This window comes from Paenibacillus sp. P13VS (assembly GCF_015143645.1).
Lineage (GTDB): Bacteria > Bacillota > Bacilli > Paenibacillales > Paenibacillaceae > Paenibacillus > Paenibacillus xylanilyticus_A.
In genome coordinates this window covers 846,029-862,024 of the sequence record NZ_WYEV01000002.1, presented here as the reverse complement: position 1 = coordinate 862,024, position 15,996 = coordinate 846,029, and the positions used below count along the sequence as shown (strand labels likewise).

Genomic DNA, 15,996 nt, shown 5'->3' with positions numbered 1-15,996 from the left:
TATCAGTTTGAGGTGCAATGATATGAATCGAAACAAAACGAAGGAACTGCAGCTTGAAGACGATGTTAAAGTATTTTACGAGCAGATGGACAATGGAGAATGTAAATATAAAATGATAGCAGATGACGGGAGCTATTATTGTAGAACGGTTGCCTCTCGCGAAGGAGCATGGCAGAACAGCCATCTTCATCTGCATGTGACCGAGCATTATCTGGTTCAAGCTGGTTGGATTGCTTACGCATCATATGAAGGCCAATCCATTTTACATCTTCGGATTGTTACAGAAGGACAACACATTGTTGTCCAACCGGGGGTTCATCACAATCTGTACATGTCTGCGGGCAGTGTAATACATACCATCAAATACGGGATCAACACCGCAAGTGACTGGACGGCATCTCCCCAATTGGATCGGTTGACACAGTCCTTATCGGAGTATGAAATCTTGCAAAAAGGTAGCTAAGCAGTCAGGGGGTGGACCAATGCGAAAACAAACCATATTCTGGATCACGGGGATCGCTATTGTAGTTGTTCTGGTCCTGCTTACCTACAATAACTTGGTCCCCAGTCTGAAGGAGCAGGATGTCAGCATGAAAGGCACCATTCGTCAGGTCGATACGGATAAGTATGAGGTGGATATGCAGATCACTCGTACCAAAGAAGACAATGGAATTCACATGGTATACCCCGTGATTTTCGGTTGGGGCAATCTGTCATTCAATGAGAAACTGGACGATTCATATTTCAGGCCTTCTTCTGTGGGTACATCAGGCGAATTGGAACAGCTCGTTCATCAAGCATTGCAGGATAAGGATATTAATACGAGTAACGAAAATGGGGATTTTGCGGGATTCTCCATACCTGATGAAGCAGGTACTTATAGAGTGCGCTTCACGATCTCTCCTTTGAGTGAAAATGTTCATTCAATAAATGATCCCCAGATCTATTATGTGCATCAAGAGAAGGTTCTCGGAAAAAATCTAAATTGGGTCAAGAAAGAGCACATGGTGATGATTAAGGAGAGTGTGGAGTGAAGTCAATATACCGATCCAATGAGATGACTGTACGATTGTTGGAAAAAGCAGACGAAGTTCATCTGGTTCAGTGGCTGTCTGACCCGGCAGTACTGCAATATTACGAGGGACGAGATCAGCCGCATGATCTGGAGCGGGTAAGAGAACATTTTTACAGACAGGAGGATGCCACGAGTCGTTGTCTGATTGAGGTAGATGGTAAGCCTATAGGCTATATTCAATTCTATGAGCTTGAAGAAGATGAACGAAATGAATATGGCTATGGAGATACGGATGTGACGATCTATGGAACTGATCAATTCATAGGCGATACAGCGTATTGGAATACAGGTATGGGCACAAAACTTGTGCAATCTATGGTAGCCTATTTAACAGATGTGAAGCTGATTCAGAAAGTGGTCATGGATCCCCAGACATGGAACGTACGGGCCATCGCTTGTTATGAGAAATGCGGGTTCAGAAAAATCAGGCTGTTGAGGGAACATGAGCTGCACGAAGGCCAGATGAGAGACTGTTGGTTGATGGAATATGACAAGGAGGAATGGAGAATGGATTTGCGTTACCCGATAGGCATATTCGAACATACCGGCGAAATTACAGCCCCCCAGAGGGAGCAGTGGATTCAGGATATTGCCGAGCTTCCAGAACGTGCGAGAGAGGCTGTAAAAGGATTAAGTGACGAGCAACTAAGTTTGCCCTACCGGGAAGGTGGATGGATGCTCAAGCAGGTTATACACCATATGGCAGACAGTCACATGAACAGCATGATCCGTTTCAAATTGGCTCTCACCGAGGACACACCAACGATAAGACCTTATTATGAAGAGCGTTGGGCAGAGCTAAACGATTCAAGGGATTTGGATATTGAGTTCTCCCTGCAAATACTGGATGCGCTCCATCGACGCTGGGTTGCACTGCTGCATACATTATCCGATGAGGATTATGCTAAACAATTCTATCATCCGGGTTCGCAGGAAACGACGAGACTGGATTACAACCTGGGGGTTTACTCCTGGCATGGCAGACACCATGTTGCCCATATCACTTCGCTCAGAAAAAGGCTGGGGATCTAACAGAGAGGTGTTGCTATTGTGAAAGAGCCGAAATGGTTTTATTTGAATGAAATGGAGCAGCCTGAACGAGGAATTGCATTCGTGATTATGGTTACACAGTTTCAGGAGAAATACGTCGTTGTTTATAACAATAAACGCAAAGGATGGGAGTTTCCGGGGGGCACTTGTGAACCAGGTGAAACTCCGCTGAACGCTGCAGGCAGGGAACTCTACGAAGAGACAGGAGCAATAAGGTTCAATCTTGAGCCTTTTGGTATTTACAAAATGAATGGAAACCTCGGTATGGTTTATTATGCCTCTGTTGACGAGTTCAACTCTATGTCTTTTGAGCTTCCGAATCATGAAATTGGAGGGCTTAAATTGGTAGATGCCTTGCCTTCGGGCATGAGCTTTGGAGAAATGTTCTATACTTTTTTGGAGCAATGGACAGCGTATCCCTCCAAGGGAACTATCCAGTATGATATGGATTTAACGGGTGCGTTACTAAAATCTAAACGATGTTGTAAGGGAGAGACAAAATGAACATACATATCCGAATGTTGAATGTGCATGATCCAGTCTTAATCTCTAGGGCATTTCAGGAACAAGGCTGGGTCAAACCTGTGGAACAGTACCTTCACTACCTGGCAGAACAGGAAAAGGGTGAACGCGTCACATTGGTCGCCGAGCTGGAAGGAGCATTTGCGGGATACGTCAATGTCCTATGGAATTCACCATACCCATCGTTCAAGGAGCAAGGAATCCCTGAAATTAATGATTTCAATGTGCTGATCCAATATCAGCGTCAAGGCATAGGTTCACGATTAATGGATCGCGCGGAGGAATTGATTCAAGAACGTACGGATACTGCAGGGATTGGGGTTGGCGTATTCACCGATTATGGCAAAGCCCAAATTCTGTATGCGCGCCGCGGATATATCCCGGATGGTAGGGGAATTCACAAGCATGATCGCTACCTTATGCCAGGGGATGAAACCATCATTGATGATGACGTCGTTCTTTATTTAACGAAGAAATTGAGGAAGGTTTAAAATTAATAATATACATTTGAACGTGGCAGTAAAAACAGGGCTTGAGCAGAGATAAATCTCCTGCGAGAAGTCCTGTTTTTTTACTCATATTATCAAAGCTCTACCTATGATAATGCACAAGAAAGATAGAGATATATTCGGCAAAAATGGTATAATATAGTGCATGGTTTTGAAGCAATATGATGAGTTGAAACGGCTAGATATCATGGGGTTTGCCTGGATAACTAACGATTAGTTTCATACATAAGAGAGATTAGGCAGGAGCACCTTTTTGGCGGAATTTAAGGAGGGGTATTGCGTTGGAGAAGACGATTAAAAATGTACAGGATCTGTATGATATGCTGGATGCAGAGTTTAGATCAGCGAAGCAATTCTGGGAGCCATTCTATGAAGATCGGGATCGTCCGATTCCCTTTTTCCCTAACAAGCCTGATGAGAATCTGGTTGAGCAAGTGAATTCGGGCTTACTTACGGGCGGAAAAGCAATGGAGCTTGGGTGCGGACCCGGGCGGAATGCACTCTATTTGACACAGGTAGGGTACAGCGTCGATGCCTATGACCTTTCCGAAACAGCGATTGCATGGGCCAAGGAACGAGCTGCCGAAATGCAGTTGGATGTGAACTTTGAATGCCGATCCGTATTTGAACTAGAACCGCAGCAGGAGTATGACCTTGTCTATGATTCCGGCTGCTTGCACCACTTGCTGCCACACCAGCGTATCCCGTACATTCAGATGATTACTGATGCACTCAAGCCTGGGGGTTATTTTGGCATGACATGTTTTGCTCCCGGTTTTGGAGGGCTCGGCGGACCTGAGACCGTGATGAACGACTGGGAAGTGTATCAAGAGCGATCCATGAAGGGTGGACTGGCTTTTACAGAGGAGAAGCTTCGTTATTTGCTGGAAGATCCGTTTGAATGCGTGGAGCTGCGCCCGATGCAGGCAATGGGTAAGGAAGATCATCGTTTCGGCCTGCCGATCCTGTGGGTGACCTTATGGAGAAAACCATTGGCTTGAGGAAAAAAGGGGGACTAGGTATGGGAAACAGGGGGTTTATTGTTACTGGTACGTCCAAGGGGATTGGCCTGCAACTGGCTCAGTTGTTACTGGAACAGGGAGATCGGGTCTATGGCGTTTCACGGGAGACTGCTGAGCTTCTGCATGGCCATGACTTGTATAAGCATTTTAAGTATGATCTGAGTGATCTGCTGGGTATAGAGATGCTGGTGACACGAATACTGGAGCATATACCTTTACAGGAAACCGAGTTCATAGGACTTATTAATAATGCAGCAATGCTGGAACCCTTGAAACCGATAGATCAGTGCAGTGCAGAAGAGATAAGCAAAAATTTGAATATTAGTTTGGGAGCCCCGATGATGTTGAGTTCTTCTTTTATACGGCAAACTAATCATCTTGCTGCACGACGGAAAATTGTGAATCTGACCTCGGGTTCAGGTAGTTATCCGGCACCCTCCATGGCTGCATACTGTTCTTCAAAAGCTGGAATTAACATGTTTTCGGCTTGTCTGGCGATGGAGCAGTCTGAGAGGATGAACCCTGTAGAGGTCATAGCGTTCGATCCTGGCATGGTAGATACAGAATTACAGGCTGTGGCAAGAGGCAAGAGTGCAGATGAATTTATGCTATCTGGTTTTTTTAATCAAGTATATGAAGCAAAGCAATTAAGATCGCCACGGGAGGTAGCCGAGCAGCTCATTGAACGGATCGAAGAGATCAGTGATACAAACAAAGTCATTCATACCATGGAGAGCTAGCATTATCCAGTACGCTTTCTCAATTTTACTGCTCCATGTTAAGATCCCTTTGATCTAACTTCAACTTCGCTGTAAACTGACAACATAATGAGGTGGAATTAGTTCATTTGTAATTAACTTATTCCAGCCTTAGAAGAACGGAAATGTGGTGAAGGACCTTGTTTAAAATTATGCTCATTGAAGACGATGAATCTTTATTCAGCGAGATCAAGGAAAGGCTATCCCAATGGTCTTATGACATATATGGCATACAGGATTTCGGCAAAGTCATGCAGGAGTATAGTGACGTTCAGCCGCAGCTGGTCATTATTGATATACAATTGCCCAAGTATGACGGTTTTCACTGGTGCCGGATGATTCGAGCTCACTCGAACGTGCCCATTATCTTTTTGTCCTCACGGGATCATCCTACGGATATGGTCATGTCCATGCACCTGGGCGCGGATGATTTTATCCAGAAGCCCTTCCATTTCGACGTCTTGATCGCGAAAATCCAGGCCACATTGCGGAGGGTATATAACTACAATACGGAACGCATCGAACTCCGAACCTGGCGCGGGGCTGCGATAGAATATGTGAAAAATACACTTACGCTGGGTGCAGAAGCTGTTATTTTGACCAAAAACGAGATGTTTATTCTCAAAGTGTTGGTAGAGCACAAAAATCAGATTGTCACCCGTGAGGAAATGATTCGAAGCTTGTGGGATCATGAACACTTTGTGAGTGATAACACGCTGACGGTCAACGTCAATCGGCTTCGGAAGAAGCTCGAGCCACTTGGGCTGGATGGATATATCGAAACCAAAGTGGGACAGGGATATATGGCAACGGAAGAGGCCGAAGCATGATCGGCAAATACATCAGAGAAAAGCTCAGCTGGATCTTGCTGCTGGTAGCCATGCAGTTCATCATTTTGTTTGTTGCCTATATTGATTCTTCCATACCTCTTCAATCCTTGGCATACGTTGTTATCTTGAATGTGGTGACTTGCATTGTGTTTATCTGGGCGAGATATCCGAGGGAAACCCGTTTTTACAAAAAACTAACGACCTGGGATTATACCTATGATCTAGCAGATCTGGATACAGCCGAAAGTCCCTACGAGCTTATCGTGCAGGATGCCGTAACCTCTCAGACCGAGCGCTATCGGAAGGAATCGTCATCCAGTCTGATTCTGCTCGAGCAGGAGAAGGACCAGATGTTATCCTGGATCCATGAGGTGAAGACACCGCTCACGGCGCTGCAGCTAATGATCGAACGTACACCGGATGAGAAACTGCGGAATCAGATGACGTACGAGTGGCTGCGAATTCATCAACTGCTCGATCAGCAGCTGCATCAGAAGCGAATTCCATTTATGCATAACGATCTGTATATCGAAGAGGCGGAGCTTGAACCGATTTTGAATGCGGAGATTCGATCCTTGAAATCCTGGTGCATTTCCAAAGGAATCGGTTTCGATGTGTCTTTAGAGGTTACGCGTGTTCTGACCGACAGTAAATGGCTGAGTTTTATGATAAGGCAGCTGCTGAGCAATGCGGTGAAATACAGTGAATCCTCGGATATTATCATCGAAAGCTGTGAGCAGGAAGGACATCACGTTCTTTCGATTCAGGATCACGGGCGAGGGATTGAAGCGCAGGATTTACCCCGTATCTTCGATAAAGGTTTCACCTCAACCCGAGGCAGGCTGGAAGGTGCGGCCACCGGAATGGGGCTGTACCTGACCCGGCAGGTGGCACAGACGCTTCATATGGACATTCACGTCGAGTCTGCTCCCGGAGAAGGCACAACCGTCAAACTAACCTTCCCCCGGAAAAACGACATGGTGCATCTTACGGGCGTGTGACAACAATGTCACATGCTTTTTCGTTTTGTTCGGTAAATCGCACGATAAGTTGGCAGATCCCGCCTATGATAGAGACATACCAAAGGAGAGTGTGTGGGATATGTGGATACTGGAAGCCAAAAAAATTAGCAAAGTATATGGCAACAAACTGAATAAGCAGGAAGTGCTGAAAGGGATAGATCTCGGGGTTGGCAGAGGAGAATTTGTAGGCATCATGGGACCGTCGGGTTCAGGGAAAACGACATTACTTAATGTGCTCTCTTCGATAGACCGGGTAAGTCAGGGATCCATTGAGATCGAAGGCAAGGAGTTCACCGGGATGAAGGAGAAGCAGCTTGCTGAATTTCGCAAACATCATCTTGGTTTTATTTTTCAGGAATATAATTTGCTGGATACACTCACCGTGAAGGAAAATGTGATGCTGCCGCTTTCCATCACGAGCGTGCCGAAGCAGGAAGCACATCGGAAGTTCGAACAAATTGCCCGTGAACTGGGCATCTATGAACTAAAAGACAAATACCCATCCGAAATTTCGGGTGGTCAGAAACAGCGGACCTCGGCTGCGCGAGCCTTTGTTCATGATCCGAGTATCATATTTGCCGATGAGCCGACAGGTGCACTGGACTCCAAATCAGCTTCGGATCTGCTTGGCAAATTAAGCGAAATGAATGTCAAGCATCAGGCTACCATTGTGATGGTCACTCACGATCCGGTTGCCGCGAGTTATTGCAGCAGGGTAATTTTCATCCGGGACGGGCAGATCTATACTCAATTGAATAAAGGAGACGAGTCCCGTCAGTCCTTCTTCAACGACATTATCAAAACCCAAGGCGTGTTGGGTGGTGTGCAGCAATGAGCTTGCGTTACATCATCTTCCGTAATCTGAGAAAGAACCTGAAGAGTTATTATTTATATGTATTTGCGCTTATTTTTAGCGTGGCTTTATATTTTTCATTTGTGACGCTGCAGTATGATCCTTCCATGGATGAAGTGGCGGCCTCGACCAAAGGAGCGGCGGCGATTGGTACGTCTTCCGTATTATTGATCGCCATTGTGGGCATTTTCCTGCTTTACGCCAACACTATCTTTATTAAGAGACGGAGTAAGGAGATTGGTTTATTTCAGTTGATTGGGCTGACGAAAGGAAAAATCTTTGGCATTCTGAGTACAGAAAATTTTGTTCTCTATTTCGGCTCCATGGCGCTCGGTGTTCTGATCGGTTTCCTTGGTTCCAAGCTGGTGCTGATGATTTTGTTCAAGATTCTTGGCATTGATGCGATGACGAAACTGTATTTCTCTCCGATGGCTTTGGTCCAGACCCTGATTGTGTTTGCGGTGCTGTACTTGCTCATCATGCTGATGAATTATACCTTTATCAAGGCACAGAGTATTCTCTCGCTCTTTCGGGTAACGGCCAAGGCTGAGCAGCAGGTACAGAAGATGTCTATCGCACAGATTATCATCGGCATCCTGGGTATTGTCCTGATTGTGTTCGGATACGTATTATCCGCAAGAATGTTCAGCGGCCATGCACTGGATATGCAGCAGCTGATGTATATGATGCTCCTGATCCTGTTTTCGGTCATCCTGGGGACGTATCTGTTCTACAAGGGTTCAGTCAGTTTTATATTTAATCTGATTCGCAAAAGCAAAAACGGCTACCTTTCCATCCATGAAGTCTTGTCGCTATCCTCGATCATGTTCCGTATGAAGTCGAATGCGCTGCTGCTTACGATTATTACGACGGTGTCCGCGCTTGCCATCGGCATGCTGTCACTGAGTTACATTTCATACTATTCGGCTGAAGCGCAAGCCAAAGAGAGCTTGCCGGAAGATTTCTCTTTTGCTCAGGCGAGTGTAAAAAATCGCTTTGTAGCAGAGCTTGAGGAGAAAAAGATTCCATATGAGGTGAAGCACAGACAGCCCATCTATATTGAAATCGATGCCAGCAAAGTAGTGGATGAATCATTGAAAGGAGAGCTTCTGTTCAGCAGCGTGGTCAGCGACAGCATGGTCGATGATATGAATCTGAAGCCTGGTGAAGTGATCTTTATGGGGTACGGTAATGCTATTAAGCAGATGATTTCCATTCAGGAAAAGGGTTCAATCGTTCTGCATGGCTTGAAGGAAACCATCGATCAACAGTTGGTAGGTACAACCAAACAGGGAGTCCTGCCCGTATACTATACCAAGGGCACACCCGTAGCTGTGGTGGATGACACGGTCTATCAGCAGCTTCAGAAGGATCTTGATCCTTCATTGCAAGAAGGCGAGCCGACGGATTACTATGGTGTCCGCATTGTGAATGAGAAACAAGCAGAAGAGGCTTATGGCGTTTTCCAAGAACAGCAGCTTACGACCCCAAGCTTCTCCCAGATCGAGTTCAGAAATAACCAACGCACCAGTATGGGCCTGATTATGTTCATTGTCGGATTCCTTGGTCTGACCTTCCTGATTACTTCTGGATGTATCTTATACTTTAAACAAATGAATGAAAGTGAAGAAGAAAAACCGAGCTATACCATCCTGCGCAAACTTGGATTCACCCAGGGCAATCTACTGCACGGCATTCAACTCAAGCAGGTCTTCAATTTCGGGATTCCGCTGGTGGTGGGATTGAGTCATAGCTATTTTGCGGTGAAATCCGGGTGGTTCTTCTTCGGTACGGAGCTGGTGACACCAACAATCATTGTCATGATTCTGTATACACTGCTGTATTCCATCTTTGGACTGTTATCGGTGTGGTATTACAAGCGGGTTATTAAGGAAGCGTTGTAGATTCAAATGAATGATGTGGCAAAATATCACGTAAAAAGGTCAGGCTGTCTCTCTGCAGCCTGGCCTTTTTGTTATCAGGAAAAAGGGATTGATTCCGCTATATCAAGCAGTTGCTCCATTCTATAAACAAGGAAATCCGACTCTGTGTTGAACCTGTCAATATAAAAATGTTTTGCATTTCCATATCGTATGCTGGCTAGTTTCTTGTCTAGTTTTAGATTTCACAATCAAAATATACCCTTTGGAAAAACAGGTGATAATTGGTTGTTGGACGAAATCATTAGAAGTAAGAGAACTTTCGGATGAGTTATCATGGAAGGGGGAGATATGATGAATTGGGCTAATCATGCTGGATCCACTTGCCGATAAACTGTTGATTTCCGTGGCTCTGCTCGTCATGGTACAAGAAAATATGATCGGTTCATGGATCGCGGTTATCATTATTGGACGTGAGATTTTGATTACGGCAATAAGAATGGTCGCAACCGAACAGGGCATTGCTCTCGCAGCAGATCAGTATGGCAAACTTAAAATGGTGCTGCAGGTTGCTGCAATCATAGCAATACTGCTGGGCAATTACCCATTCCACCTGCTGACGGATATCCGAGTGGACATGGCTCTACTGTGGATGGCAGCAGGCATTACACTCTTATCCGGGATGAATTACATACGGGTGAACTATAAGATGCTCCAATTAGGAAAATAGATTAGTGAACCACGGTTTACCTGTCAGATGAAGGAGGTTGAGAGCATTGATTGAAGCTAAAATTTTGCTAGTCAAACCAGGTTCATTGATAGAGGAGGAAACGGGGGTAGATAACTGGCTGATGGCTGTGACACAACGGCCGGAGGTACAGTATGCCGATGTAAATGATCGTAACCAGGTAGAACGATTAATGATGAGTAGAAAGTTTGGTCTTGACGCTCTTCAGATGGTTATTCACGTATTTGATGATCGCGGACAACCTTTAATCGGATATGAAGTCCCAAGTGGCTTGAATATTTGGCACGATTATCTGAGAGCGATTCGTATGTTGATGGAGCAGGGCAAAGTCTGTGTAAGTTACGGCATTGATCCGCTCTTGCTTGAAATGGAGCAGTATGCATACGGACAATTAAGGTTTGCTATACGTTTGGAGCTAGTTCCCCACCGTATACTCACACAATTCACCATACATGCCCGGACGTTTCTGTTGGAAATTTTGAGATCTATTGAATTCCTATGGTTCAAGATGTTGCATGAGTACCATCCACCAAGTGGTCTTGATATATCAAGACCGAAAGATGACCGTAAAGACCTATTTATAGAAATTAATGCATTGCGTAAATGGGTATTAGAGTTACCCGAATAGTTTACACCATAGAACGGAGCAGGCATGAACAATGCAGGTTCCGTTTTTCTATGATACAACAGCAATCAAAAAAATATAGGGCCTTAGCAGCGTTCCCGAGTATACTTGTAGTAGTAGCTGAAACCACATGATACATATCGGAAAATGGCACAAGTGTGCTGATTCAGGAGGATTTTAATGCATCAAGAGCATACCGCGGGTCTAGAGGAAAACTGGATTCAATTCATGATATTAAAGACCAAACTGGAACTGCCTCCCTTGCCTGCAAATACGTTGGATCGTCCAAGGCTCAGTTCAACCAGAGAACAATTATACAAGTTTAAAGTCACGCTGCTTACTGCTCCTGCGGGTTCCGGGAAATCCACATTGTTAGGCAGCTGGGTGCAGCACGAGCAAGCAGCCTGTGTTTGTCTGGATGACAAAGATCAGGATTCGCTTCAATTTTGGTTGTATGTTATTCACGCGCTTGATCGGGTTAAGCCGGATTTCTGCCGAGAAATTCTAGCGCATTTTTTGCGAGGATACAGCATGAACCCGCGATCAGCACTGGTGTTGTTAATGAATCACCTTGCCTTGGCAGATCAACCGGTGTTACTTTTTTTGGATGATTACCATGCTGTAACTCAAGCAGAGATTCATGAACAAATGGAGTATTTTGTTGAGAATATGCCTCCATCCGTTCATCTCGTATTATCGAGTCGGACATCTCCGCCGTTAAAGCTGGAGAAGCTGAAGCTTCGCGGTGAGCTTAGGCAGGTTATGCTTCAGGATCTGGCGTTCACCGCCGAAGAAGGAGTAAAGTTCTGTCAGGATGCCCTGAAGCTCAACGTTACCAGTTCCGATGTCCATAACTGGGTGCAGCAGACGGAAGGGTGGGTGGCCGGGCTTAAGCTGCTCGCTCTGTCTTATACCGATAGCACAGAACAAGTAAGATCGCGCAGTGCCGATCGACTGGCTCCAACTTCTCAGAATGATCAGCATCACTACGGTGATCGGTCAGTTTCCGAATATTTGCTGGAGGAAGTGTTTCATCGGCAATCCCCGGAAATGCAGCATTTCTTGCTCAGCACATCTGTCGTACAGCGGATGAATGGAGATCTATGCACAGCACTGACCGATATAGGGGAAGCTCCTCAATTGCTCAGACATCTGGAGAAGGAGCATCTGTTTCTAATTACAATGGATCGGGGAGCGTACTGGTTCCGTTATCATCATATGTTCTCATCCTTTTTGCGGCGCGAGCTTGCTCGTTCTGGAACGGAACAGGTGAACGCACTTCATGCGAAGGCTGCACGTTGGTACGAACAGCAAGGATATGCAGCTGAAGCACTGGATCATTATATTCATGGACAGCATGTGCAGGATGCAGCCCGACTGCTGGAGGAGTTATTTGCACATTTTATTATGGGTGAATGGTGGACACTTCGAAGGTACTTCGATGTTCTGCCACAGGAGGTAGTGAAGGCTCGCCCAAAATTGTATATGTCCTATTTATTTCTTATTGCTCGTGAACGGCCATATGGTGAGATGATGAAAGAGCTTGATGGACTGGAGCACATGATTCAGGTGCATTTACAGGGCCAATTGCCACCTGAGATAAGCAGTTACTTGCTGCAGGTCGTTTGTGTGATGAGGGCTTATATGGCTTATCTAAACAGGGATTTACAAGGGCTGTCTGACCATCTGATCTCCTATATTGATCAAGGTTATCCGGATGATATTGCGTTTCAGTATATGGATTATGACCGGAGGGAAAGCATGCGTCTGCGCAGCTTCCACGGTGTGAACGGTTCCCTGCAACGAGGCGAACAATGCTTCGGTGCAATTACGAATCGTTGGTTTGCCGAGAGTTCTTATGTGACCTCCTATTATGGTACTGGCTATGCGGAAATAAAGCTGGAGCAAAACCGCTTGTCCGAAGCGATTCATTATGCGAATCGTACGCTTGAAATTGCACTCCAGATCAAAGTCGCTGCACTTCTGGTCCCTACCTACGTTCTCAAAGCAAGAATAGAAATGGCTCAAGGCAGACCGAATGAAGGGATGAAGCTGCTGCAGCAGCTCTGCGTTCTGTTATCTGTTAAGGATCTGGAATACTGGCAGCCGATCATTCAGGCACATCAATACCGATTGCAACTCGAGATTCAACCTATTGAAACAGCACAGCTCGTGGTTGATGACTCCATTATCGAAATCGTGAACCCTGAGATCAGCTGTGATCAGGTATTCAGCTCGCTTGTCCGTGTGCGGGCTAAACTCCTGTTAGGGGATGAGGAAGAGTCCTTGAATGAGCTGAAACGCATACGTACGCTTGCTGAAGAACGGAACTGGTTAACGGAACAAGTCGAATGCGGACTGCTTGAGGCTCAGATTCTTCAACGCCAAGGGCGTCAGGAGGAGTGTATGGCTCCGCTGCTGCGCGCTATAGCGATTGGCAGTTCCGAGGGCTACATTCGTTCTTTTATAAACGAAGGGGAACCCGTCAAAAGCCTTTTGCAGCACTACCTGCATTTGCGTCGTACGCATTCCATACCAGATTCGGGCATTAAATTGGCCTATGTAAAGGAGCTGCTATCTGCATTTTCAAAAGAAAATCGGGGTGGTATTCCCTCCGTGCGACTTAGTCCCATGGAGCAACGAGTATTTGGATACATTGCTGAAGGGTTAACCAGCAAACAAATCGCAGCTGAGTTTGGGATTTCGGCAGGAACGGTTAATACGCATATCAGGCGGGTGTTTGCGAAGCTAGGCGCGAGTAGTCGTGCGCATGCGGTACAGATTGCCGAACAGCAGGGCTGGCTGTGAATGTGCAGCAAGCTGTCTATCGTTTTGTAGACTATTTTCTCATGGAAGTCTCTCCTACAATAAAGACAATTAATAACTTTGCTTTTTAAGAAGAAGCATGGTTAGAGTCATGTGGGAGGTAAAGCTTAACCATGTCAACACATCTATCCAAAGGAAAAACACGAAACAAAAGCAACAGAATCTTACCTTATCTGGCAGTTCTATTGTCCGTCTCATCACTTACTGTTCCTGGTACCGTAGGGGCGGCTACGGGAACCGGGAGCACAAATGACTTACAGCAAGCCTCGTCTTGGGCGAAACAGGCCATTGAGATTGTTACAGAACAACAGATGTTCCCAGGTACGCAGGATGGATTGTTTCATCCGGGAGGGAGTCTTACACGCGGTGATCTGGCGTATATTTTGGTTCGCATGGCGGATTTGAATCAGGAGTCTGGAGTTCAGAATTCATCCGAAGCTTTCAAGGATCTGAATTCAGAGACGGATCACCTTGCTTTTATTGAATTGATAAACTCTGCAGGAATCATGAAAGGCTATCCTGATGGCACATTTCGTCCGGACGGATTGGTCACCAGGGAACAACTCGCAGTGACTCTGATGCGTTTGATTCAGTTTAGAGGATTTACTGAAGCAGGGGGTACGAACCCCATGCTATCTTTCAAGGATGCTTCCAGTATCAGTCCATGGGCTGCAGACAGCGTGAAGCAGACAGTTAAACTGGGCTTGTTAAAGGGCGAGAACGGCCAGTTTGCTCCGAAACGTGCTACAACAAGACAAGAAATGGCTGTGATTGCTTTGCGTGGAAGCGACGCGATCAAGACGCTTGAACAACCATCAGAACTGGATGATGCTGCTTCAGGTTCTGATTCGGATAAGCCAGATCAAGTGACGGAAGTTGAAGGGACGACTACAGGTAGTGGAGTTACAGGTAATTCTGGTGGAAACGCAACGAATGGGAGTGGAAACAATTCCGGCAGTGGAAGTGGAAATACAGGAGGAGGCAGCGGATCAACGCCAACGAATCCAACCAATCCAACCAATCCAACCAATCCAACCAATCCAACCAATCCAACCAATCCAACCAATCCAGAAACTCCTTCCAACCCTGAACCTGAAAATCAAACCCCAGTGGTGATTAACGATGGGTTGCCCGATCAGGAACTTATTCTGGATCATGCGTCTCTGGAGTTTCAGGCTTCCTCTTACTTCAGTGATCCAGATGGGGAAGGCCTGCAATTTAGTATTATAGATGGAGATGAAACGGTTGTTTCTACTGCGGTAGATGGTCAGACAATCAAGCTCACAGCAGTGGCAGAAGGAGAAGCTGTACTTACAGTCAAGGCTGTCGATAACCAGGGTGCCAGTGTTACTGCACAGCTCAAGATCACGGTCCTTGCGAATACGATCAGCAGGCAATTCCCTGATCCTAATTTAGCGCGAGCTGTTGCCTATTGGCTTGAGAAGGATGTGGATGATCCGTTAACCAAGCAGGAACTGGTGGATGCACTGGTACAGACGGACGGAGGACTGTATGCGCGAGATGCGGGCATCTCTGATCTGACAGGATACGAAATTTTCAAAGGCATGAACGTTACGGAAATTGACCTATCCGGGAATAACATCAGCCTTGTGAATGCTGAAGGTTTTACGCATTTGAAGAAGCTGGATTTATTCAGCAATCAACTTACAGAGGTCCATGTGTCAGGACTTTCAAATCTTGAGGAGCTGGAATTGTCCTACAATCAGTTGACATCACTTGATGTAAGTGGCCTGAATTCCCTTCAAGTGTTGGACGTTGGCGATAACCAACTGAATCATATCCCTATCGGAGTTGCTGACCTGCCTTTACTGCAAAACTTAAATATCCGTTACAATTCCATTATGCTCAGAGACGAGCCTGACTTTACTTTGCATATGGGTCTGATTGAACGTTTACCGATGTACGATTTCGATGATGCTGCTCCAGTTCTGGTGGAGGCCCCCGCTGGGAACACCGTTTATGTTGGTGACGAAGAGACCGAGATCGATCTGGCATACATGTTTGAAGATGAAGATGATGACCGTTCAACACTGATTCTCACAGCAGAGTCACCTGACTCGCAGCTAGCTGAAGTTAGAGTGGAAGGACAGAAGCTCTACGTCAGAGCTCTTGCATCAAGTGAAACCCCGATTCAAATCCACGTGCAGGCTAGAGACGTGCTGGGCAGAATGGACACAGGATACGTAGAGGTCATGCTTAAAACGAGAGAAGAATTGCTTTAAAATTAGTGGCTTATCAATTCAAGCAATCAGACA

15 protein-coding genes and 1 pseudogene are annotated in these 15,996 nt (G+C 45.9%); all 16 read left to right on the top strand.

Annotation, left to right across the window (positions count from 1 at the left end):
- Nucleotides 1–22 precede the first annotated feature (22 nt).
- The 16 genes and pseudogenes from GUA98_RS05015 to GUA98_RS04940 all read left to right on the top strand — a co-directional run bounded on the left by GUA98_RS05015 (nt 23) and on the right by GUA98_RS04940 (nt 15,963).
- The gene (locus tag GUA98_RS05015; protein ID WP_193722213.1) at nt 23–463 is read left to right on the top strand and encodes a hypothetical protein; all 441 of its coding nucleotides are present in this window, start codon (nt 23–25) and stop codon (nt 461–463) included.
- A 19-nt stretch (nt 464–482) separates the two neighbouring features.
- Complete coding sequence (locus tag GUA98_RS05010; protein WP_193722212.1) at nt 483–1,034, top strand: hypothetical protein; 552 nt, start codon at nt 483–485, stop codon at nt 1,032–1,034.
- Between the two features lie 23 nt (nt 1,035–1,057).
- Nucleotides 1,058–1,492, top strand: a pseudogene (locus tag GUA98_RS05005) (GNAT family N-acetyltransferase); the annotation flags it as partial.
- Nucleotides 1,493–1,582: 90 nt separating this feature from the next.
- Nucleotides 1,583–2,107, top strand: a complete 525-nt coding sequence (locus GUA98_RS05000) for a YfiT family bacillithiol transferase (RefSeq protein WP_193722255.1) — start codon at nt 1,583–1,585, stop codon at nt 2,105–2,107.
- An 18-nt stretch (nt 2,108–2,125) separates the two neighbouring features.
- Nucleotides 2,126–2,629 (top strand): NUDIX domain-containing protein, encoded by a 504-nt coding sequence (locus GUA98_RS04995; protein ID WP_153977606.1) that lies wholly within the window; start codon nt 2,126–2,128, stop codon nt 2,627–2,629.
- A complete protein-coding gene (locus GUA98_RS04990) occupies nt 2,626–3,138 on the top strand; it encodes a GNAT family N-acetyltransferase (RefSeq protein ID WP_193722211.1) in 513 nt (170 codons plus the stop codon). Before GUA98_RS04995 ends, GUA98_RS04990 begins: the two co-directional genes overlap by 4 nt.
- A 299-nt stretch (nt 3,139–3,437) precedes the next feature.
- A complete protein-coding gene (locus GUA98_RS04985) occupies nt 3,438–4,157 on the top strand; it encodes a class I SAM-dependent methyltransferase (RefSeq protein ID WP_193722210.1) in 720 nt (239 codons plus the stop codon).
- Between the two features lie 20 nt (nt 4,158–4,177).
- The gene (locus tag GUA98_RS04980) at nt 4,178–4,918 is read left to right on the top strand and encodes an SDR family NAD(P)-dependent oxidoreductase (protein ID WP_193722209.1); all 741 of its coding nucleotides are present in this window, start codon (nt 4,178–4,180) and stop codon (nt 4,916–4,918) included.
- Nucleotides 4,919–5,076: 158 nt separating this feature from the next.
- The gene (locus GUA98_RS04975; RefSeq protein ID WP_193722208.1) at nt 5,077–5,766 is read left to right on the top strand and encodes a response regulator transcription factor; all 690 of its coding nucleotides are present in this window, start codon (nt 5,077–5,079) and stop codon (nt 5,764–5,766) included.
- Entirely contained in the window at nt 5,763–6,767 is a 1,005-nt protein-coding gene (locus tag GUA98_RS04970) for a sensor histidine kinase (RefSeq protein WP_193722207.1), read from the top strand. Before GUA98_RS04975 ends, GUA98_RS04970 begins: the two co-directional genes overlap by 4 nt.
- 100 nt (nt 6,768–6,867) lie before the next feature.
- Nucleotides 6,868–7,623: an ABC transporter ATP-binding protein gene (locus GUA98_RS04965; RefSeq protein WP_193722206.1), complete on the top strand. Its 756-nt coding sequence runs from the start codon at nt 6,868–6,870 to the stop codon at nt 7,621–7,623.
- Complete coding sequence (locus GUA98_RS04960) at nt 7,620–9,545, top strand: FtsX-like permease family protein (protein WP_193722205.1); 1,926 nt, start codon at nt 7,620–7,622, stop codon at nt 9,543–9,545. The genes GUA98_RS04965 and GUA98_RS04960 overlap by 4 nt, the downstream gene beginning before the upstream one ends.
- Before the next feature lie 346 nt (nt 9,546–9,891).
- Nucleotides 9,892–10,251, top strand: coding sequence for a CDP-alcohol phosphatidyltransferase family protein (locus tag GUA98_RS04955; protein WP_193722204.1), 360 nt, complete (start codon nt 9,892–9,894; stop codon nt 10,249–10,251).
- 46 nt (nt 10,252–10,297) lie between these two features.
- Nucleotides 10,298–10,897, top strand: a complete 600-nt coding sequence (locus tag GUA98_RS04950; protein ID WP_193722203.1) for a hypothetical protein — start codon at nt 10,298–10,300, stop codon at nt 10,895–10,897.
- Nucleotides 10,898–11,074: 177 nt separating this feature from the next.
- Complete coding sequence (locus GUA98_RS04945) at nt 11,075–13,702, top strand: LuxR C-terminal-related transcriptional regulator (RefSeq protein WP_193722202.1); 2,628 nt, start codon at nt 11,075–11,077, stop codon at nt 13,700–13,702.
- A 131-nt stretch (nt 13,703–13,833) separates the two neighbouring features.
- A complete protein-coding gene (locus tag GUA98_RS04940) occupies nt 13,834–15,963 on the top strand; it encodes an S-layer homology domain-containing protein (protein ID WP_193722201.1) in 2,130 nt (709 codons plus the stop codon).
- Nucleotides 15,964–15,996: the final 33 nt, after the last annotated feature.

Coding starts and splice junctions, on each gene's coding strand:
- GUA98_RS05015 (WP_193722213.1), top strand. CDS start 23: ATGAATCGAAACAAAACGAAGGAACTGCAGCTTGAAGACGATGTTAAA.
- GUA98_RS04945 (WP_193722202.1), top strand. CDS start 11,075: ATGCATCAAGAGCATACCGCGGGTCTAGAGGAAAACTGGATTCAATTC.
- GUA98_RS04980 (WP_193722209.1), top strand. CDS start 4,178: ATGGGAAACAGGGGGTTTATTGTTACTGGTACGTCCAAGGGGATTGGC.
- GUA98_RS05010 (WP_193722212.1), top strand. CDS start 483: ATGCGAAAACAAACCATATTCTGGATCACGGGGATCGCTATTGTAGTT.
- GUA98_RS04990 (WP_193722211.1), top strand. CDS start 2,626: ATGAACATACATATCCGAATGTTGAATGTGCATGATCCAGTCTTAATC.
- GUA98_RS05000 (WP_193722255.1), top strand. CDS start 1,583: ATGGATTTGCGTTACCCGATAGGCATATTCGAACATACCGGCGAAATT.
- GUA98_RS04955 (WP_193722204.1), top strand. CDS start 9,892: ATGCTGGATCCACTTGCCGATAAACTGTTGATTTCCGTGGCTCTGCTC.
- GUA98_RS04940 (WP_193722201.1), top strand. CDS start 13,834: ATGTCAACACATCTATCCAAAGGAAAAACACGAAACAAAAGCAACAGA.
- GUA98_RS04965 (WP_193722206.1), top strand. CDS start 6,868: ATGTGGATACTGGAAGCCAAAAAAATTAGCAAAGTATATGGCAACAAA.
- GUA98_RS04970 (WP_193722207.1), top strand. CDS start 5,763: ATGATCGGCAAATACATCAGAGAAAAGCTCAGCTGGATCTTGCTGCTG.
- GUA98_RS04960 (WP_193722205.1), top strand. CDS start 7,620: ATGAGCTTGCGTTACATCATCTTCCGTAATCTGAGAAAGAACCTGAAG.